The 20,370-nt window shown below is 41.7% G+C and carries 17 protein-coding genes; 10 read left to right on the top strand and 7 right to left on the bottom strand.

The window, feature by feature from the left end:
• Positions 1 to 198 precede the first annotated feature (198 nt).
• Positions 199 to 663, top strand: a complete 465-nt coding sequence (ftn, locus tag F4W09_RS15330; RefSeq protein WP_151505293.1) for a heteropolymeric bacterioferritin subunit Ftn — start codon at positions 199 to 201, stop codon at positions 661 to 663.
• Between the two features lie 67 nt (positions 664 to 730).
• On the opposite strand, the gene F4W09_RS15325 is transcribed toward ftn, so the two are convergent.
• Positions 731 to 1,270 (bottom strand): peroxiredoxin, encoded by a 540-nt coding sequence (locus F4W09_RS15325; RefSeq protein ID WP_228130558.1) that lies wholly within the window; start codon positions 1,268 to 1,270, stop codon positions 731 to 733.
• 282 nt (positions 1,271 to 1,552) lie between these two features.
• Between F4W09_RS15325 and F4W09_RS15320 the strand changes: the two genes are divergently transcribed.
• The 5 genes from F4W09_RS15320 to bioD all read left to right on the top strand — a co-directional run bounded on the left by F4W09_RS15320 (position 1,553) and on the right by bioD (position 6,237).
• Positions 1,553 to 2,284 carry an alpha/beta fold hydrolase gene (locus F4W09_RS15320; RefSeq protein ID WP_016166082.1) on the top strand — a complete coding sequence of 244 codons (732 nt, stop codon included), beginning with the start codon at positions 1,553 to 1,555 and terminating at the stop codon, positions 2,282 to 2,284.
• 88 nt (positions 2,285 to 2,372) lie between these two features.
• Positions 2,373 to 3,656, top strand: coding sequence for an adenosylmethionine--8-amino-7-oxononanoate transaminase (bioA, locus tag F4W09_RS15315; RefSeq protein ID WP_151505292.1), 1,284 nt, complete (start codon positions 2,373 to 2,375; stop codon positions 3,654 to 3,656).
• Positions 3,653 to 4,810 carry an 8-amino-7-oxononanoate synthase gene (locus tag F4W09_RS15310; protein ID WP_151505291.1) on the top strand — a complete coding sequence of 386 codons (1,158 nt, stop codon included), beginning with the start codon at positions 3,653 to 3,655 and terminating at the stop codon, positions 4,808 to 4,810. Before bioA ends, F4W09_RS15310 begins: the two co-directional genes overlap by 4 nt.
• A gap of 9 nt (positions 4,811 to 4,819) precedes the next feature.
• Entirely contained in the window at positions 4,820 to 5,599 is a 780-nt protein-coding gene (gene bioC, locus F4W09_RS15305; protein ID WP_151505290.1) for a malonyl-ACP O-methyltransferase BioC, read from the top strand.
• Positions 5,596 to 6,237 carry a dethiobiotin synthase gene (gene bioD, locus F4W09_RS15300; protein WP_151505289.1) on the top strand — a complete coding sequence of 214 codons (642 nt, stop codon included), beginning with the start codon at positions 5,596 to 5,598 and terminating at the stop codon, positions 6,235 to 6,237. Before bioC ends, bioD begins: the two co-directional genes overlap by 4 nt.
• A 70-nt stretch (positions 6,238 to 6,307) precedes the next feature.
• On the opposite strand, the gene F4W09_RS15295 is transcribed toward bioD, so the two are convergent.
• The 6 genes from F4W09_RS15295 to F4W09_RS15270 all read right to left on the bottom strand — a co-directional run bounded on the left by F4W09_RS15295 (position 6,308) and on the right by F4W09_RS15270 (position 13,040).
• Positions 6,308 to 7,432 (bottom strand): hypothetical protein, encoded by a 1,125-nt coding sequence (locus F4W09_RS15295; protein ID WP_151505288.1) that lies wholly within the window; start codon positions 7,430 to 7,432, stop codon positions 6,308 to 6,310.
• A gap of 266 nt (positions 7,433 to 7,698) precedes the next feature.
• The gene (locus F4W09_RS15290) at positions 7,699 to 8,121 is read right to left on the bottom strand and encodes an ExbD/TolR family protein (RefSeq protein ID WP_016166076.1); all 423 of its coding nucleotides are present in this window, start codon (positions 8,119 to 8,121) and stop codon (positions 7,699 to 7,701) included.
• Between the two features lie 21 nt (positions 8,122 to 8,142).
• Entirely contained in the window at positions 8,143 to 8,568 is a 426-nt protein-coding gene (locus F4W09_RS15285; protein ID WP_016166075.1) for an ExbD/TolR family protein, read from the bottom strand.
• Positions 8,569 to 8,583: 15 nt separating this feature from the next.
• Positions 8,584 to 9,453, bottom strand: coding sequence for a MotA/TolQ/ExbB proton channel family protein (locus tag F4W09_RS15280; protein ID WP_016166074.1), 870 nt, complete (start codon positions 9,451 to 9,453; stop codon positions 8,584 to 8,586).
• A gap of 28 nt (positions 9,454 to 9,481) precedes the next feature.
• Positions 9,482 to 10,192, bottom strand: coding sequence for an energy transducer TonB (locus F4W09_RS15275; RefSeq protein WP_016166073.1), 711 nt, complete (start codon positions 10,190 to 10,192; stop codon positions 9,482 to 9,484).
• Between the two features lie 163 nt (positions 10,193 to 10,355).
• The gene (locus F4W09_RS15270) at positions 10,356 to 13,040 is read right to left on the bottom strand and encodes a TonB-dependent receptor (protein ID WP_215899326.1); all 2,685 of its coding nucleotides are present in this window, start codon (positions 13,038 to 13,040) and stop codon (positions 10,356 to 10,358) included.
• Between the two features lie 786 nt (positions 13,041 to 13,826).
• Between F4W09_RS15270 and F4W09_RS15265 the strand changes: the two genes are divergently transcribed.
• The 4 genes from F4W09_RS15265 to F4W09_RS15250 are packed head-to-tail and all read left to right on the top strand — an operon-like array spanning position 13,827 to position 20,364.
• Positions 13,827 to 15,551 (top strand): ABC transporter substrate-binding protein, encoded by a 1,725-nt coding sequence (locus F4W09_RS15265; protein WP_151505302.1) that lies wholly within the window; start codon positions 13,827 to 13,829, stop codon positions 15,549 to 15,551.
• 13 nt (positions 15,552 to 15,564) lie between these two features.
• Positions 15,565 to 17,373, top strand: a complete 1,809-nt coding sequence (locus F4W09_RS15260) for an ABC transporter substrate-binding protein (RefSeq protein ID WP_151505287.1) — start codon at positions 15,565 to 15,567, stop codon at positions 17,371 to 17,373.
• Between the two features lie 24 nt (positions 17,374 to 17,397).
• Positions 17,398 to 19,413, top strand: a complete 2,016-nt coding sequence (locus tag F4W09_RS15255; protein ID WP_151505286.1) for a M3 family metallopeptidase — start codon at positions 17,398 to 17,400, stop codon at positions 19,411 to 19,413.
• Between the two features lie 12 nt (positions 19,414 to 19,425).
• Entirely contained in the window at positions 19,426 to 20,364 is a 939-nt protein-coding gene (locus tag F4W09_RS15250; RefSeq protein ID WP_044739329.1) for an ABC transporter permease, read from the top strand.
• The last annotated feature ends 6 nt before the right edge of the window (positions 20,365 to 20,370 follow it).

The raw sequence follows: 20,370 nt of genomic DNA, 5'->3' as shown, positions 1-20,370 counted from the left end.
TGAATGAAATCGCCTTTGCCCTAAGATGCAAAATACTGCAAAGGCTTATTTTATATGCGGAAAATGGCTTAAATTAAACTGCAAATGCGTATGTTTCTCATTTTAATTTTATAAAAATCATAAGCTTACAAAATTTAACTTTTGCAATCTTTTTCAAATGTCGCCATAATATTTTAAAAAGGTATGGGGTATAACGAGATGCGCGGCAATCCAGAAGTAGTAGACTATTTAAATATGTTGATCGGTGGGGAACTTGCAGCTCGCGATCAGTATCTCATTCATTCACGTATGTATGAAGATTGGGGCTTAAGTAAAATCTTTGAGCGTATTGATCATGAAATGCAAGAAGAAGCCTCTCATGCAGATGCCTTAATTCGTCGTGTATTGTTTCTAGAAGGCACACCGAATATGAACCGTGATGATATTCATGTCGGGCAAGACGTGGTGACCTGTTTAAAGGCAGACTTGGCACTGGAATATCATGTACGTGAGAAATTGGCACAAGGCGTGAAACTGGCAGAAGAAAAGGGTGACTATGTGACGCGCGATATGTTGCGTCAGCAAATGTCCGACACCGAAGAAGACCATACCTACTGGTTAGAAAAGCAAATGCGTTTAATTGAATTGATTGGCTTACAAAATTATATTCAGTCGCAAATGTAAGCACAGAATGCAATGAAAAAAGGTTTTCAGACTTCAGTTTGAAAACCTTTTTTCATGCTGTATGTTTTTACTTTTTAGAAAATTTTTGAATATCTGCCAGAACCTGTTTGGCATGTGTTTGTGTGTTCACACTGCTGTAGTGATAGACAATAGTACCCTTAGGATCAATCAAGAAAGTTTCACGCTTGGCAATTTGAGCTACACCAAAATTACGGACTATGCCGAACTGACCTGCCAGTTGTTGTTTTTGATCGGCTAAAATTGGAAAAGGGAGTCCCAATTTACTGGAAAACTTTTGATGGGATTTAACATCGTCAAGGCTGACGCCCAATACGACGGCATTTGCTTTTAAAAATTGAGGATACAGTGCTTTAAACTGGTTGGCTTCTTGAGTGCAGCCAGGAGAGTCATCTTTGGGATAAAAGTACAAGACCATCCACTGACCACGATATTGTTTGGACTCATGCCATTTGCCATTTTGATCTTGTAATTTAAAGCTAGGTGCTGCCTGTCCAACCCATTGTTTCTGGCTTGCAGTGGAAGAAGAAAAAATCGAAGTTTCGGCATGAGTTAAATGGTAAGTCCCGAAACTACAGGTTATCCCCATTAAGCTGACACGGAGTAATTGATTTAAAGCCATTTTCTTCTAATTTTTTGATGCTAAGGAAACTTTATCTTAGCAAACTATTGCTATCACCCGTACAACAAAATTCCAGAACGACTATGTGTGGTGCTTGGTGAGAGGGATTAAAGCCTGAACCATATGTGAGATGACTTTATAAGGCGGAACTGTGTGACTTTGTAGTTTGAGAATGATAGGAAATGCAGCTCAGTCGCAAAATAAAAGCAGTTATACTGCTGTGCAAAGTTTTATTTTTAGAGCAAAACGTTGAACGCAAGTATTTTACTGATTACGGGTTGGGGTGGTGGTACACAACTGTTAGAGCCTTTACAACACAAGCTACAACAACAGGGATATATCGTTGAGCTAATTAATATTTTTAATGCTTTCGATGCTGAAACCTTGCAACACCATGTGGAACTGGCGCGTCGTTTTGATGTGATTATCGGCTGGTCATTGGGTGGACAGCTTGCCACACTGCTAGTACAGCAGCTTGAACAACAGTTTTCAGAACAAAAAATCTTGATCAGCTTGGCGTCCAATCCATGTTTTGTTGCACAACCAAACTGGTCAACTGCAATGCCGCAAGAAACATTTAAGCAATTCAAACAGTCCTTCCAACAAGATGCTGTGGCAACGCTCAAGCGCTTTGGATTTTTGGTGTGTCAAGGAGCAGATTCTGCCAAGAAAGATTTTATTCAAATGCAAAAACTGATTAAGCCACAACCAATTTCACTATTAGAACAAGGTTTAGTGCTATTAGAGCAGTTGAATTTAGCCAAAACTTTGGCGCATTATACAGGGCAGCAATTGCATGTGTTTGCCGAGAAAGATGCTCTGGTTCCTTGCGAAATTATTCAAAATATGCAGCAATTACTTGCAGAAAATGTAAAAGTTGTAAGTATTGAACATGCTTCGCATGGTTTCCCTTGCTTCCAAGTTGAACAAACTATGCAAATTATTGAAGATTTTCTGAAGCAACCTCTTCAGGCTGTCTAGGAATGACCATTCTCGCAATGTTTTTTAGAAACTTGCAGGTTTAAGATAGCCCACATTGCAAAAAATACGACACCACAGGAGTTTATGGATGACTGATTTATTTGACCTTGAACATATCTGGCATCCTTATACCTCTATGACCAATCCGCTGCCAACTTTCAAAGTAAAGAAAGCTTATGGGGCAGTCATTGAACTGGATGATGGACGACAACTGATTGATGGTATGTCGTCATGGTGGTGTGCAATTCATGGTTATAACCATCCAGATTTAAATCAGGCGGTGACCGATCAGTTGCAAAATATGTCGCATATTATGTTTGGTGGGTTAACCCATGATCCTGCGATTGAACTGGGTAAACTATTATTAGACATTACGCCACCCAGTTTAGACAAAATTTTCTATGCCGATTCAGGTTCAGTTGCAGTCGAAGTTGCGCTAAAAATGGCAGTGCAATATTGGACTTCGCAAGGCAATATCGAAAAGACCAATTTTGTGACGCCGCGCTCGGGCTATCACGGGGATACGTGGAATGCGATGTCGGTATGTGATCCTGTGACGGGCATGCATCAGATTTTTGGCAGCAGTTTGCCCAATCGAATTTTTGTTCCTGCACCACAAGTCGGTTTTAATCAGACTTGGGACCCAGCGGATATTGCTGAACTCGCACAAACCTTGGAACAGCATCACCGCAGCATTGCAGGTCTGATTATTGAGCCGATTGTGCAGGGTGCAGGTGGAATGCGTTTCTACCATCCTGAGTATTTGCGCCAAGCTAAACTGCTCTGTGAAAAATATAACATCCTGCTCATTTTTGATGAAATCGCAACTGGTTTTGGGCGTACAGGCAAACTCTTTGCTTGGGAGCATGCACAAGTTGAACCCGATATCATGTGTATCGGCAAAGGCTTAACAGGCGGTTATATGACGCTGTCTGCAACCTTAACCTCGAAGCATGTGGCTGAAACCATCTCTAAAGGTGAAGCGGGCGTATTTATGCACGGTCCAACCTTTATGGCTAATCCATTGGCTTGTGCAGTGGCATTACGCAGCACACAGCTCTTGGTGTCTCAAGACTGGCAAAGTACCATTCAGCGTATTGGCAACCAATTGCAGCAACATCTCGCCCCATTAGCACAACTCAATTACGTGCAGGATGTGCGTGTATTGGGCGCGATTGGTGTGGTTGAGCTGAACTTTAATGTCGATATGAAAACGCTACAACAAGAATTTGTAAAACGTGGCATCTGGATCCGTCCATTTGGTAAGTTGGTCTATGTCATGCCGCCGTATGTCATTTCTGAAACGCAGTTGAATACTTTATTGACTGAACTGGTAGATGTGGTTCGCCATATGCAAGAGGAAGCCGGATGAATTTGTTAGACCATTACGCTGCACAGTTGGATGAGCTAAAACAGCAGGGCAATTTACGTCAATTTACTTCAAACTCCCAACAGGGGAAGTGGATTGAAATTCAGCAACGCCGTATGTTGAATTTAGCTTCAAATGACTATTTGGGCTTGGCTTCTAATCTGAGCTTACGCGAACATTTTTTTGATGAAACCCCGAATGTACATCGTCTGATGAGCTCATCTTCTTCGCGTTTATTGACAGGGAATTTTCCTGAATATGAGCAGCTCGAAGCCAGTTTAAGTCAGGCTTTTGCTGGACGTGCCGCGCTGTTATTTAACAGTGGTTACCACATGAACATTGGGATTTTACCTGCGGTCAGTGATGCCAAGACGCTTATTCTTGCAGATAAGTTAGTGCATGCCAGTATGATTGACGGGATTCGTCTTTCTTCTGCCAAGTATGTACGTTATCGCCACAATGACTTACAGCATCTGTCGCAGTTGCTACAAAAATATCATGATGATGAGGCTTTTGAGCGCATTATTGTGGTGACTGAATCCATTTTTAGTATGGATGGCGATGAAACAGATTTGGCAGAATTGGTACGGATTAAATCCCAATTTGCCAAAGTCATGCTGTATGTAGATGAAGCACATGCCATTGGCGTACGTGGTGAACAAGGTTTAGGCTGTGCTGAACAATATCAAGTAATTGAGCAGATTGACTTCTTGGTAGGGACATTTGGTAAGGCAATGGCATCAGTCGGTGGTTACTTGATTTGCCATCCGATTATCCGTGAGTTTCTGATTAATCGGATGCGGTCTTTAATTTTTAGTACTGCGCAACCACCCATTTGTATGGCATGGACCAACTTTATCTTCAAAAAGCAGCTCACCATGAATGCCAGTCGTCAGCATTTACAGCAATTAAGCAGTTATTTACAACAAGCGATACAGACAAAGGGATATGCTTGTCCGGCGACCAGTCATATTGTACCTGTCATTATTGGTGAGTCACAAAAAACGGTTGATACGGCTGCGCAGTTACAGCAAGCGGGCTTTTATATTATGCCTGTGCGTCCACCAACAGTACCTGTACAAAGTTCGCGTTTACGTATCTGTTTAAATACCCAATTTCAGCAAGATGAACTGGATCAGTTTATCGCTTTGTTATGAGTTTTAGCGTTGAATCCATCTCAAATAGATAAGTCTCGTGTGGCGCTGCGTTTTGCACAAGCGGGACAAAGCTATACCGAACATGCCATCGCACAAAAGCAAATTTGCCAGCATCTGATGCAATTGATGCTGGATCATCTGCCGACCCAACATCAAGCACGTGTCTTGGAGATCGGCTGTGGTTCTGGCAATTTGAGTCATCTATTATTGCAACATTTGCAAATTGATCGGCTGATTCTGAATGACATTTATGCTGAAGTTCAGCGCCATTTCCCACAGCAGCAACAGATTGAGTGGCGAATTGGCGATATCGAACAGCTTGAACTTCCCACACAATTAAACTTGGTCACATCCAGTTCTGCCTTGCAGTGGATGACCGATTTACAGGCCGTTTTTAGCAAAATAGCGTGCGCTTTGGTGCAACAAGGTTTTTTCTGTTTTTCTATTTTTGGTCAGCAGAACTTAAAGGAAATTAAAGCCTTAACGGGGCAGGGGCTTGAATATCATACCTTGTCTGAGTTGCAACAGGTATTAACGCAAACAGGTTTTGACGTGTTACATCTGAGTGAACAGATCAAGACCTTGCATTTTTCACATCCCAAGCAAGTGTTACAGCATTTAAAAGCGACGGGTGTGACGGCAACCAGTGCTTCACATCGTTGGACCAAGCATTCGTTACAACAGTTTTATCAAGATTATCAGCAGTTTTCGGAGATGGATCCGCAGGGGCGAGCACAGTATACACTCAGCTATCACCCGATTTATTGCATTGCACGGAGAACAACATGACGGCAGACATCTATTTTATCAGTGGGATTGATACTGGCATTGGCAAGACCTATACCACAGGATATCTGGCAAAGTTATGGAATGCGCAAGGTCAGCAGGTTATCACGCAAAAATTGATTCAAACGGGTAATGTCGATGTCTCTGAAGATATTCAGCAGCACCGTGAAATTATGGGGACAGGTTGGTTGCCAGAAGATGAAAGTAAACTGACCATGCCTGAAATTTTTAGCTATCCGGCATCACCACATTTAGCCACCAAACTCGATGGTCGTGACATTGATTTTGCCAAGATTGAAGCGGCAACACAGCAATTGGCAGAAAAATTTGAGGTGGTGTTACTGGAAGGTGCTGGCGGTTTAATGGTGCCACTCACCACAGAGTTATTGACCATTGATTATCTTGAACAGAAAAAGTTTCCTGTTATTTTAGTCAGTTCTGGGCGTTTGGGCAGTATTAACCATACTTTACTCAGCCTAGAAGCACTCAAAGCACGAGGTTTATCTTTATATGCGTTGGCGTATAACTTAAATGATGAATCGCAAGATTCGTTAATTTCCAAAGATACTTCTGAATATCTGAAAGCTTATTTAGCTAAGCATTTTCCAGAAGCACAATGGATTGATATTCCTGTGCTGTGACCATTTAAAAACAAGGTTTCATCGAGTTTGATGAAACCTTGTAATAGTGCTATGCATTTAGTCTATTCGTTTAGTGATAATAAGCTAGAATTTGTTGGGTAATAAAATCATGACCAGCTTTATTAAATAATGCATAACTACCTTTGGATTCATAATTGACCCAAGTACCAATCTTTTCCCCGTAATTTGGTGAGATGATGTCACCTTTCATGTCCCACTCACCATCATAAATTTTGCCGTCTTTTTCAATTGCTGGATCTGCACCCGTATAAATGTCATTACCATTGGTATCTACAGTATAAGCAACGTTCAGATTAAACACTTTTTTGATTTTATATTGTTGACTACTTTGTGGATAATTCGTTTGTACCCATTCCATTAAGCTTTTGGCTTCCGAAATATTGTTATTCCAAAAATAAAATTGGTTTTCATCATAGATGACTGTTTTTGGTACATATACAAATGAACCAGCAGGGAACGTGGCATTACTGCTTAAGAGGCTTTTAAAAGCATCGACATTACTTTTGAGAATGCCACCCACTTGATCACTAATGAAAATATAATCTAGAACTTTTGGGTAGTCTGTTGAGATATTGCTAGGCAAAATATCTGCTATTTTTTTCCCTGAAAGATCAAATTTTTCAAAGTCATAATTTAATTTTCCTGCATTAAAATTACATGTGTCATTAAATTGTGAAGTTGAAATATTTAACCCTTTAGATGAGGAAAGATAACCTAAAGGCCAACCTTCATTCTGCTTATTAAAAGATTTTTGCGTAAATAGACCAAATGAATTTAAGATATTATGATTGGTGGTGAAATCCATCATATTATTTTCGAGTTCTTCTAAGCTGATATTATAAAGCGGCTTGTAGTTGATATATAACATTTGCCCCTTGAGTTTAATTTCATCGCTATACAATTGATCAGTTACATTATAGCCAGTTTGAGGGGGGACGGATTCCTCAACTTTATAGTCATAGTCGATAACATATAAAGGCTCATCAAAAATAGTAGTTCCAGTAATTTGGGAATTTAAAAGAATTCCTTGATTACATGTTAACGTGGTCGATCCTCCAGAACTTGAATTTGAAGTGGATGGGGGTGTCGAGGAGGTGGAATCACCAGATCCCCCTCCACATCCGCTTAAAACTGTAATAGATATAGAGAGTGCTAAAGTTGTAAATTTCTTCATTTGTGTGACTCTAGGTTTTAAATTATTGAATTATTAAGTTTTAAAGTTAGAAATGGATTATATACAGAAAGGTCTGTATGGTGAATAATTTTTATTCTTATATATGATGACTTATAAAATGCCTCATGAGATTAATCAGAGTATTTGAATGCCGAGTGTTTTCATACTGGATTTTAATGGCCAATTGACCAGTGAATAAGTCGATTTTACAAACAAAAAAATCCGCATTTTATAGAAAATGAAATGCGGATTTTTTTTCGACAAGATTAAAGCGAAGCGTTACTCTCAATTCCAATTTTGGTGATATTTAGACGTTGTGCCATCGCCATGACCATTGCGACTTGTTTATATTCAGTCATACGGTCAGGCTGTAATTTAATTTGGTCTTGTTCGGACTTTTTTGACACCGTCATAAATAAGTTTTCTAAAGCTTGCTTATTCTCTACAGGTTGACCATTCCAGAAAATTTTTCCTTGTGCATCTAATTTGAGGTTGATGATTTCAGGTGGTTTTTCATTGCTTTGTGGTGGCGGAGCACCATTCGGCAAATTAATATTGATGGCATTATTTGGAATTGGAATAGTGATAATAAACATAATAATCAACACCAACATGACATCAATTAATGGTGTCATGTTGACATCGAGTAGTACATCATCGTCATCATTTGAGCCAACATTCATACCCATAACTTTCTCCTTTAGACCCAATTACGGTGAAACTGGGGGAGTGGTGACAAAAGCAATTTTACCAATCCCAGCTTGTTTGGTTGCATTAATCACTTGATCAATCGCATCAAAGTGAGTCTGTTGATCACCACGAATATGCACTTCGGGCTGTGGACGTTTTTGTGCCTCAGCTTTTAGGCGTGTCATTAGTGTGGCTTTGTCTCCGATATATTTTTCATTCCAGAACACATCGCCATTTTTATTGACTGCAAGTTGAATATTTTCAGGTTTATTGGCATACGGTGTATTTTTCTCTTCGGGTAATTTTACGGGTACTGTATGAATGGCAACAGGCACCGTAATAAGGAAAATAATCAGCAGAACCAACATGATATCAACCAGTGGAGTTGTATTAATGGTTCCGATTACATCGTCTTCACTGTCATCTGAACTGACCATCATGCCCATGGTGGATGTCCTCTTTTATTTATTCACGACTTTTTTATGATTTGGATTAGTGCTGATTTCTCCACTGAGTAAGACCGTGTGTAAATCAGAGCCAAAAGTACGGACATTTTCCATCACCGCTTTATTGCGACGGGTTAGCCAGTTGTAGCCGAGCACCGCGGGCACTGCGACGGCCAGACCAATCGCGGTCATAATCAGAGCCTCACCAACAGGGCCCGCAACTTTATCAATCGATGCTTGACCCGACATGCCAATAGCGGTGAGTGCGTGATAAATTCCCCAAACTGTCCCAAATAGCCCTACAAATGGTGCAGTTGAGCCAACGGTTGCCAGAAATGCTAGTCCGCCACTCAAATGACTTTGAATTTTGTCGATGGCGCGTTGAATGGAAATGGTCACCCACGTGTTAAAGTCGATACGTTCTAGTAAAGTTCCTTCGTGGTTTTTGGTCGAGTGAATGCCTTTTTCCGCAATAAAACGGAAAACACTGTCTTTGTCTAAGCTATCTGTTGCACTTTCGAGTGTGCTGGCATCCCAGAATTCAGCATCGGCTTTACGACCTTGTCCTTTGATTTTTGATTGTTGCAGCAGTTTGGTAATCATGATGTACCACGTGCCAATCGACATCATGACTAAAATAAATAGCGTGGTTTTGGCGACCATATCACCTTCTTTCCACATGGCTTCCAAGCCATAAGGGTTGTATGCAGGGGCTTCTGATTTGGCAGGTGGTTGCGGTGCTGTGGTGATGTTACTCGAAGTTACTGCTGTCGTCGTTGCTGGGGCAGTATCTTCAGCAAATGCAGAATGAATCGGAAGAAGGGTACTTGCTGCAAGTAAGCCAGCAGTGGCCATTTTTTTTACAGGATTAATCATTTTATTCATCTATATGCTCCAATTTTTGCTTAATTTATTAGTCCAGTGCAAATTCATAAGGAATTTCAAACCAAGTTTCTTGCGGTTCACCATTTTTTAATGCGGGATTAAAGGTGCATAAGCTATAAGCTTTTGAGGCTGCTTTATCTAAACTCTTCACACCGCTGGATTTTTTCACTTTGACTTGTTTGGCTTTTCCATCCGTACCGACCAGTACCGAAATGGTCACTGCACCAAATTCACCATTCATTTGTGCTTCACGCGGCATTTCTGGTTGTTTACAGCCTCCTTGACCTTGCGATGCTCCGCGAGTTACACCCGCAGGTTTAGGTGCAGGGGCAGGTGTCGCTGCTGCCGTAACAGGTGTAGGGGCGGGCACTGGACTTGGTGAAGGCGCTGTGGTAGGTGTCGGTGTGACAGCTTTTACAGGCTGAGTTGGGCTAACGGGCGCTGTTTTTTGTACAGGTTCGATTTTTTCCACTGGCTTTTCGGGTACAGGGGTTTTTACGACCTCTTTAACCATTTTGGGTGGTTCAGGTGGAATTTCTTTGGGTTTTGGTTTTTCGGGTTCAGGTGGTTTATCTTGAATAATCATCAATTCCACAGTGGGTTCTTCGGGCTTATGTATGGTTTTGGATAAACCCGCCATAAGGGCATAGAAAATAATAAGATGCAGAAAGATGACTGCCCCAATACCAATCAGGCGTTTGGCTGAATTGTTTTCTAATGCTGTGAAACTTGTGCCCATGGTTACTCCTGAAATTTGAGACAAACAATAAATCGTTCAAGCATCACTGCTTATGAAAGATGGACCGATTGACGGTATTTGCTGTTTGGCTAAACGAAGGATTAAAAGTTTTGTCCATACTGTATGGCTGGAGGTTCTCAAGACAGTATGGACAGAACATCAATTAGAATTTGTACGTCCCTCGCAGGTAGTAAGCGCGTCCAGTTGGGTCGCTATAGCGTGGGTCATAACCGTATTGGAAGTTATCCATCACATTCGATGCGGCAGGCTCGGCATCAAATAGGTTTTTAATGCCTGCTGTTAGCTCTAGATTTTTAAAGCCTTTATAGGTCCCTGAAACGTTATAGAGGGTGTAGTCACTGACTTTGTGGTGGTCATAAGCATCATCGCCAATGGCATTTTGGTCTTTGTAGCCACGGTAGAATTCTTGCTCAAACATCATCTTCCAGTTTTCATAACTCCAGTTAATGTTGGCAACGTGTTTCCAACGCAGAATTGCAGGGTCATCATAAGTTCCGACTTTGCCTTCCCAAGCACCGCCAGCTTCTTCTTGTTTGTCATATTTGATGATATAGGTGCCATCGATGCCGAAACCAAAACGACCTGTTGCGGTCATTGGCGTTAAATAGTTTAGGGTTAGGTCAATCCCTTCGGTTTTAATCCCACCCATATTCACCAGTGTTGTGTTGACATATTTAATCCGACCTTCAGCATCACGCACAAAACGGTCCGCATATTTAGTTGGATTTGCAAAAATCATAGCATCACTAATGGTGTCGATCAGACCATCAATTTCAATGTTGTAGTAATCGGCCGTGAACACTAAATTCTTGATGGGTTCGAGCACAAAACCCGCAGTATATGAGGTGGATTCTTCTGGTTGTAAATCGGGTGAACCTCCTTGCATACGCTTGAACTGCACATTACATTCAGTTTTATATTGAGCAGGAGTTGCATCTTTACCGCCCGAGCAGAGTACTGGATCATCATATTTTGCTCCAGTGTAGGTTTCGCTCTGTGGTGCATTGATGTCATATAAGCTTGGTGCGCGGAAACCTGTACTATAGGAGGTACGGAACATCAGTTGTTTGAGTGGTTCCCAGCGGAAAGCAATTTTGGGGTTAAAGGTATCGCCAAAGTCACTATAATCATCGTAACGCGCCGCCAGTTGCGCCTCTAAGGTTTTGGTGATTGGAATATGTAACTCACCAAAGAAGGCAGTGATATCACGGTCACCTTGGCTGAGGGGTTTATTCGGGTCGATACCGCTGCCTGGAACTTGGCTCACAATGTCTGAATTAACCTTAGCTTCCCATTCTTGTTTACTGAAACTGCCACCGAGTGCTAGACCAATATCCCCAGCGGGTAAGGTATAAATTGGACGACTCACAGTTAGATCGACTGTAGTGGAATCTAATGAAGCAACATTCGATTCGCCTGTGACCGAAAAAGAATTCCATAAACTTGAGTCTGGACTGGCACCAAAAGGATTGATCAAGCCATCATCTAAAGCGGCTTGTAATTTACTGCGGTTTAAATAACCACTGACAAAACTGTCAGTCGCTTCACTTTTGGCATAGGTCACGCCACCGTTAATGTCCCATCCATAGGCTTCACCCTCAATGCCAACGAAAGCACGGTGCGACTCATTGACAGATTGAGAAACACGGTTGCCTGCTTGGGAGCGTAAATACAGTTGTAATGGCACACCGCTCAAACCATCCACAGATGGTGTAATGCCTTCACCAGGATAATAAGGACTGGTTTTAGGCAGGGTCACGGAACGGCTATAGACATCGGGTGCGATGGAAGTGGTGACTTCATTGTGAGAATAGATATATTCACCAATTGCATTGAAGGTGTCACTAAGTTTGAATGTACCGCGACCCATTGCCGAAATGGTTTCTGTTTCAGGTGCAATACCAATCAGTGCTTGGGTGTTGAGATAACATAGCCCACCATCTGCGACGACATTTGGGGTGTTATTACAGTTACTATTGCCATAAGGATTGCCTAATGTTCCTGTGGTCGGGTCGTAAAAGTTTGCGGGGAAACCATTGGCTGAACTGGCATCAATACCGAGCTCAGGTATTATTCCACCGCGTTTACTGACTTTACGGTCTTTGGCCATAATGTCATTAGAACGACGGTAATCGACCACACCAAAGATGTTAAAACCTTGTTCATCTAAATCGCCGTAGCCACCAAAAATTTGGACGTCTTGTTTATCTCCGCCTGACTGCTCAGGTTGAAGAAAACCACCACTGATGCTGAATCCCTCGTAGCTTTTTTTGGTAATTAAGTTAATGACCCCTGCAATGGCATCGGCACCATACACGGCAGAAGCACCATCACGCAGAATCTCAATCCGTTCAATCATTGCCAATGGAATAATGTTTAGGTTGGTGGTGGAGGTACTAAATGCACTATAGGCCAGACGACGACCATTCAGTAGAACGAGGGTTTTGTCAGTCCCTAAGGCACGAAGGTTGGCCGATGCGCCTTCGGTATTACTTGCACCTACGTTCTGTGAGGTCGAAAAGCCCGCTTGGTTGGCACTGACCTTGGTCAATGCTTCTTCGACGGTGGTAATCCCCTGATTGGTTAAGTCTTCGCCTTTAATAATTGTAATTGGAGAGGTGCTTTGCGCGGCTACCCCTTTAATGGAAGATCCCGTTACTGTGACTTTGGCAACTTTTACGGGTTGTTCTGGTATTTCTGTGTTTTCTGTATCTTCAGCATGAGCTAAAGACAAACACATCATACTTAAACTGAGCGTACTTAATTTAAGAATTGCTTTGCTAACCGACGGCTTGACCGCCACCTTAGCATTTTTGTTCTTTATCATCGTAAAAGTAATCCTTTTTTTGTATTTAGCGAGATTGCTGGCTAGGTTTAAGCAATTCAGATGCCAATTTGTTTTTTAAAAGTTGACTAAAATTTAAATATTTGAAATTTAAATATTTTATAAAAATAAAAAGTGATTTTACTCACAACTTTTATTAGCTATATAAGTAGGCTAAGCAAAAAATAGTGTGTGGGTAAAAATGCGTCAATTTGGAACTAAAAGTCAGGGTGAATTTTTGGTATTTTTAATTTTTGTGTAAAAAATAAACGAAACTTCATATTTTTATTTAAATGATAATTTATTTTCATAAAACGTATAAATAATAAAATATATATAAAACAATATCCTAAATATATTTTTTGTTATAAAAAAATCAATAATGAGCTATTATGAATCATATGTGGGTTTTTTTTGTGCGTTATGTAAGTGTTCGTTATAGGTCTGGTTGTTGTACTTTTTGGTCAATGAGATGTAAAAAATAGTTAGATAAAAATACGATAAATATCTAATAAAAAATAACTTTAAATAATGTGATTTTTTTAAACACTGGCAAGTTTTTCAGGATGGCACGAAATTCGCTTTAGCCTCAAATCATTGTGGATTCATGATTTAAGCAGAGGACGGATGACATAGAATTTGCTTAAATGGAATATGGATAACAATAAACACATCAGTTTAAAAATAATGCATGACGCAGCGCTTAAGCGAGCAGCACAGGAAAGGTAAAAATTGGAAGCCAAAAAATTAAGAATAGCCATTTTAACCCTGTTGATTTCATCGGGCTGTATGGTGCAAGCCAAGGCTGCTGCACAGCCCAACAAGATTTTACACGTGGCGATAGAAGCACCTGATGATGGTTTTGATATGGTCAAAACCTACAATTTTTACAGTGGAAAAATAGCTGAGGTTATTTTTGAACCTTTGCTGAAATACGATTATTTAGCTCGCCCTGTACAGTTGGTGCCGAATACGGTACAGACTTTGCCGCGCATTGAGCAAAATGGCAAGGTTTATACCTTTAAGATTAAGCCAGGAATTTATTTTTCTCCCGATCCTGCGTTTAAGGGGCAGCGTCGTGAACTCAAAGCACAAGATTATATTTACAGCATTCAACGTATTTTAGACCCGAAAAATCGTTCGACTACCTATTCATTCATTGATGGAAAAATTGTAGGCGGCAATCAAGCCAATGCACTGGCCAAGAAAACGGGAAAGTTTAATTACGATGCTCCAATTGCAGGCTTAAAAGCCCTTGATCCCTATACTTTACAAATTACTTTGACCCGTCCTGATTATAATTTTCAATATATTCTGGCGTATGTGACTTTTGGTGCCACAGCACGTGAAGTAGTTGAATATTATGGGGATCGTATTGCACAGCATCCTGTCGGGACTGGACCGTATCAACTGAGTAAGTATGTGCCGCGGAGTAAAATTGAATTGACCGCTAACCCATATTACCGTGGTTTTGTCTGGAATTTCAAATCGACAGGTAGTGCTTGGGATAATCGATTGGTACAAGAAATGTCAGGCAAACAGATGCCGCAAATTGGTAAAGTTGAGGTCAGTATTATTGAAGAAGAACAATCGCGCTGGCTGGCATTTAAAACAGGGCAGCTCGACTTTGACAAATTAACCTCGAATGCTGTGCCGCAAGCACTGGATGGTCAGAAGCTCAAACCTGAATTGGTGAAGCAAGGGATTCAGCACTACCCCAATAAAGACCCCGAAATTACCTACACCATGTTCAATATGAAAGATCCCACTGTTGGTGGGTTTGGTCTAGATAAAATTGCTTTACGTCGTGCAATCACTTTGTCATTTAATCAAGACGAAGCGATTAAACAACTCTATAAGGGACAGGCGGTTCGGTCTGAAATGCTGGTTCCAGACGGTGTGCAGGGCTTCAATCCGAATTATCGCAGTAGCCTCGCCTATAATCCTATCTTGGCCAATAAATTACTGGATCGTTTTGGCTATAAAAAAGGTGCAGATGGTTATCGGACTTTACCCAATGGCAAAGCACTCACTTTAAAGTTTATGACGGAAAATAGTTCCAGTTCCGTGGTGCAATCTGAACTGTGGAAAAAGAATCTGGATGCAATAGGTATTCGCGTTGATTTTCAGGTCAGTAATTTTGCCGACAACTTAAAAGCCGCAACCCAATGCAAATATATGCTGTGGGGAGGAGCGTGGATTGCTGATTATCCCGAAGGGGAAAATTTTGCTCAGTTGCTGTATGGGCCGAATTCAGCACAGGGCAATTTAAGTTGTTATCAATCCAAAAGTTATGATGCGCTGTATCAGCAAATGTTAGCTTTACCGCCACAGCAACGCTTATCGTATTACGAAAAATTAAGCCGTCAAATCGAAGCGGATAATCCATGGATTATTCATAGTAGCCGTATTCGCAACTGGCTGTTGCATTCACAGGTTCAGGGTTTCAAAGCCCATCCAATGATGAATACCAACTGGCAATATTTAGATATACAGCCTGTAAAAAATAAATAAGCTTGGACAAAGAATGAAACAGTTGAATAAAAAAAATCGGTATTGGCTTAAAGAGGTATTGGTCGGTGGCCTTTTAATCTCAAGTTCTATGAGTTTATTGGCACAAAGCCCTGCCGACCCGCATAAAGTTTTACGTTATGTATTCCCTGTCGCTGAAACAGGGTTTGACCCCGCAGGTGTGCATGATTTGTACTCGGCACATGTCAACGGTTCAATTTTTGAAACTTTGTTTACCTACGATTATTTGGCATCGCCTGCAAAGTTGGTTCCACGTACCGCAGCCACTTTACCTGAAGTCAGTGCCGATGGTTTGACTTATACCATTCGTATCCAAAAGGGCATTTATTTTGCTGCGGATCCAGTCTTTAAGGGAAAAAAGCGTGAATTAACTTCGGCAGATTATGTGTATACCTTTAAACGCTTAATTGATCCGAACTTGCATTCTCCGAACAGTTGGTTACTGGATGGACGTATTTTGGGAATGGATGCCGTGTTGAAGCAGGCTGCTAAAACAGGCAAGTTTAATTACGATCAACCCGTTGCAGGTTTGCAAACGCCTGACCGATATACCTTGGTCATTCGGCTAACCAGTCCTGATCAAAACTTTCCGATGTTGCTGGCACATCAACCTGCGGGAGCCGTGGCACGTGAAGTCATCGAAAAATATCGAGATAAAGCAGGATTTGTCATGGGACATCCTGTGGGTACGGGGCCGTATTTGCTGACCCGTTGGACGCCTGGTTCCCGCATTATTTTGAAAGCCAATCCTGATTTTCGTAGTTTTGTCTGGAACTTTAAGGCTTCTAAGGCAGAAGACCAGAAAATCGTCAAAGCCATGCAAGGCAAAAAAATGCCACAAATTGGCGTGATTGATATTCAGGTGATGGAAGAAGGGCAATCACGTTGGTTATCTTTTATTAAAGATGAAATTGATTTGTTTGCTTTGGATGGAGAATTAACCGTTCAAGCTTTGCAAAATGGCAAACTCAAACCTGAGCTGGCAAAAAAAGGCGTACACCTGTCACGGATTACAGACCCTTCGATTGATTACCATTATTGGAATATGCAAAACCCAGTCGTGGGCGGTATGAGTAAAGACAAAATCGCTTTACGTCGTGCCATGGCGATGGCCTTTTCGGCAGATAACTACATCAATATTTTACAAAAAGGCGATGCACAACGCCTACAAGCTCCCATTCCGAATGGCGTGGTGGGCTATGATCCGAACTATAAAAGCAGTATTCCTTATTCGGTTAAAGCCGCCAATCTACTGTTAGACCGCTATCACTATAAAGTCGGTGCAGATGGTTGGCGCACTTTGCCGAATGGTAAACCTTTGCAAATTAATATGACGATCTCGGGTAATAGTGCGCGGAGTCAACAACAGGCAGAATTTTGGAAGAAAACGCTGGATAGTATCAAAATTAAAATGAGCACCCAGTCCTTACCATTTGCAGAAGCATTGAAGTTAGAAAAGCAATGCAAGACCATGTTTAAAAGTTCGGCTTGGATTGCTGATTATCCAGATGCCGACAACTTTATGCAGTTGTTCTATGGCAAAAATATCAACGTGACCAACAATGCTTGCGTCAAAATTCCTGAATATGACCGTTTGTATGAACAAACTCAAACAATGCCGCCTGGTCCAGAACGAGATGCATTGTATCGGAAAATGTCACGGTTGCTCGAAGTGTATATGCCCGTACAAATTATTGGTGCGCGTTATCGTAATGTCTTGGCTCAGCCCCGCGTGATTGGTTTTAAAAAGCATCCGATTTTGCCTGCGGAATGGATGTACATCGATATTGACATGAAGAAATAGAAATTAAATAAAACTGGAGTAATGATGAATCACCCGATCTTTAAATTGACCGCACTCAGTGTTTTGACCCTCGCTGTACAGCAGTTCACTTTTGCAGACTCTTCCACGCGTCAGACCTTGCCGCAATTTCAAGCCCAAGATATTCCTGCCCTGTGTGATGCCAAAATTAAAGACATTCAAAAGCAGTTGAAAAACTTTGAAGCTAAGCCGATGTCAGCACAGAACAATGCCGCACCTGTACTGGCAGAATGGGATCGTATTTTTGCTTCGTTTGAAGATTTTTATGGGCCTATTGGCTTATACAGCAATGTTTCTCCAGATGCAGCTTTGCGTAAAGCGGCTGAAGATTGTGAAATCAAGATTAGTCAGTTCCAGACCGATATTTATCAAAATCCGAAACTGTATCAACAAATTAAAAACACCCAAGCTAAGGATGCGATTGATAGCAAGTTTCGGGAAGATTTACTCAATGATTTTGAAAAAACAGGGATTCAGTTAAGTGCCGAAAAGCAAACACGTTTAAAAGTTATTTTGGCAGAACTGACGAAGATTGAGCAGGAATATGCGCGTAATGTGCGTGATAATCCGCAAAAGCTAGAGTTTACACCTGCCGAATTAAAAGGATTGCCGCAAAGCTATATCGATGCCTTAAAGAAAAATGACCAAGGCAATTATTTACTCGGTTTTGAATATCCAGAATATCGTCCTTTCATGGAATTGGCAGACAACGATGCTGCTCGTAAGCGTTATCAAATTGCCTATACTCGCCGTGGGGGTGAGCGTAATTTGATCTTGCTGAAACAAGCCATGGACTTGCGTTATGAATTGGCACAATTGTTTGGTAAATCCAGTTATGCGGAGTGGGCGTTACATAAACGTATGGCAGAAACGCCGGAAGCTGTGAACAAGTTTCTCTCAGATGTACATGCGACGGTTGCACCTTTAGAACAAAAAGAAGTGAATACACTGCGCGAGTTTCAAGCGAAAACCTTAAATATCCCCTTAGCGCAAGCCAAAATAGAGCGTTGGAGTGAGGCATATTGGAGTGAAAAGCTGCGTAAAGCTAAGTATCAGATCGACCAAGAAAAAATGCGGGAATATTTCCCAACTCAAGCCGCACAGGACTGGTTATTCGCTATTTCATCCAATCTCTATGGTATTGAATTTAAACCTGCCAAAGTTGATGTCTGGCAAAACGAAGTTGAATATTACGATGTGACCGATCAGAAAACTGGGCAACTCTTAGGCGGATTGTATGTCGATAAATTCCCACGTGAAGGAAAATACGGACATGCTGCTGTATGGGGGGTATATGGGGGTAGCAGCTTAACGGGGCGTAAACCGATTTCAGCCTTGGTCACCAACTTTAACCGCAAAGGCTTAAATAGTGATGAACTGGAAACCTTTGTGCATGAGTTCGGACATGCCTTGCATGGCATTTTGTCGACTACTCGCTATTCAGCCCAATCAGGCACATCGGTAGAACGTGATTTTGTTGAAGCCCCTTCGCAAATGTATGAGGAGTGGGCGAGACGCAAAGAAACATTGTCGAAAGTGGCAGATTATTGCCAACCTGCATGTCCACGAGTTGACGATAAGTTGATTGCCAAACTGAATGCAGTACACAGTTATGGTCGTGGCCTGCATTATGCCCGTCAAACTTTGTACGCCCAATATGATATGGCACTACATGGCAGTAATGCTTTGAAGGTACAGCCCTTAGATGTCTGGAAGAAAATGGAAGGCTCAACCGCATTCGGCTATGTACCCAACACGGAATTTCCTGGGCAGTTTGGGCACATCATGGGCGGCTATCAAGTGGGGTATTACGGCTATATGTGGTCTGAAGTGCTTGCTTTAGACATGCTTTCTGCTTTTGGCAAGAATTTGAATAATCCAGAAGTGGGGCAACGTTATCGCCAAACCATCTTATCTCAAGGCGGCCAGAAACCTGCGGAAGACTTGGTGAAAGATTTCTTGGGTCGCAAACCCGACAACAAAGCCTTTTTTGATGAAATTACCGGTCAACGGGTTAAATAGGGGGGCATCAAGATGCTGGCATATATCATACGTCGCCTATGGCAAATGATTCCGACCATGCTTGGAGTCGTGCTGCTAATTTTCTTTCTGTTTAACTGGGTCGGAGGCGATCCTGCCTATATTCTGGCGGGTAAAATGTCCAATCCAGAACAGATTGAAAATATTCGCCAACAGTTGGGGGTGGATCAACCCTACTATGTACAGTTATGGATTTTCATTAAACAGATTCTGACTTTTGATTATGGTCTAAGTTGGAGTACAGGAGAGTCGGTTTCACAGATTATCACCACACGGTTAGGTCCATCGTTGACGCTGCTCATTCCACTCACCATTTTACAAACCGTGATCTCGATCATTCTGGCACTGGCGGTGTCTGCGGTACGTGGCACGCTAACGGATCGTATGGTCATGATGATGTGTACGATTGGCATGTCGATCAGTATTTTGGTGTATATCATTGTTTTTCAGTATGTATTTGCTTATCAACTCAGTTGGTTCCCCGTGCAAGGTTGGAGTGATCGTTTTAGTGAAAACCTATTTAAATACGCCTTGCTGCCGATTTTAATCATGCTGGTGGTCAGTATTGCACCGACCTTAAGACTCTACCGCAGTTTTGTTCTTGATGAAGTGAATCAGGACTATGTGCGCACCGCACGTGCCAAAGGGGTTGGAGAACGTCGTATTCTTGGCGTACATGTCCTGCGGAATGCCTCTATCCCGATTATTACCGATGTTATGGCGACCTTACCTGCATTATTGATTGGGGCATTTTTGATTGAGCGCTTTTTTGGTATTCCGGGCATTGGGCGAGAAGTGATTATTGCAGTCGAACGTAGTGATTTTCCTGTGATTAAAGCCATCACGGTTTATGTGGCAGCAGCGACCATGATTTTTAACCTGATTGCCGATCTGGTGTATAAGTTGGTCGATCCTCGCGTACAGTTGAAGTAGGTGGAC

It is taken from the genome of Acinetobacter tandoii, from assembly GCF_008867985.1.
GTDB lineage: Bacteria > Pseudomonadota > Gammaproteobacteria > Pseudomonadales > Moraxellaceae > Acinetobacter > Acinetobacter tandoii.
This window is presented reverse-complemented; position numbering and strand designations above follow the sequence as displayed.

Bases quoted from the DNA above. Each gene is read 5' to 3' on its own strand.
- ftn (WP_151505293.1), top strand. From the start codon at position 199: ATGCGCGGCAATCCAGAAGTAGTAGACTATTTAAATATGTTGATCGGT.
- F4W09_RS15325 (WP_228130558.1), bottom strand. From the start codon at position 1,270: ATGGGGATAACCTGTAGTTTCGGGACTTACCATTTAACTCATGCCGAA.
- bioA (WP_151505292.1), top strand. From the start codon at position 2,373: ATGACTGATTTATTTGACCTTGAACATATCTGGCATCCTTATACCTCT.
- F4W09_RS15310 (WP_151505291.1), top strand. From the start codon at position 3,653: ATGAATTTGTTAGACCATTACGCTGCACAGTTGGATGAGCTAAAACAG.
- bioD (WP_151505289.1), top strand. From the start codon at position 5,596: ATGACGGCAGACATCTATTTTATCAGTGGGATTGATACTGGCATTGGC.
- F4W09_RS15295 (WP_151505288.1), bottom strand. From the start codon at position 7,432: ATGAAGAAATTTACAACTTTAGCACTCTCTATATCTATTACAGTTTTA.
- F4W09_RS15290 (WP_016166076.1), bottom strand. From the start codon at position 8,121: ATGGGTATGAATGTTGGCTCAAATGATGACGATGATGTACTACTCGAT.
- F4W09_RS15285 (WP_016166075.1), bottom strand. From the start codon at position 8,568: ATGGGCATGATGGTCAGTTCAGATGACAGTGAAGACGATGTAATCGGA.
- F4W09_RS15280 (WP_016166074.1), bottom strand. From the start codon at position 9,453: ATGAATAAAATGATTAATCCTGTAAAAAAAATGGCCACTGCTGGCTTA.
- F4W09_RS15275 (WP_016166073.1), bottom strand. From the start codon at position 10,192: ATGGGCACAAGTTTCACAGCATTAGAAAACAATTCAGCCAAACGCCTG.
- F4W09_RS15270 (WP_215899326.1), bottom strand. From the start codon at position 13,040: ATGATAAAGAACAAAAATGCTAAGGTGGCGGTCAAGCCGTCGGTTAGC.
- F4W09_RS15265 (WP_151505302.1), top strand. From the start codon at position 13,827: ATGGTGCAAGCCAAGGCTGCTGCACAGCCCAACAAGATTTTACACGTG.
- F4W09_RS15260 (WP_151505287.1), top strand. From the start codon at position 15,565: ATGAAACAGTTGAATAAAAAAAATCGGTATTGGCTTAAAGAGGTATTG.
- F4W09_RS15255 (WP_151505286.1), top strand. From the start codon at position 17,398: ATGAATCACCCGATCTTTAAATTGACCGCACTCAGTGTTTTGACCCTC.
- F4W09_RS15250 (WP_044739329.1), top strand. From the start codon at position 19,426: ATGCTGGCATATATCATACGTCGCCTATGGCAAATGATTCCGACCATG.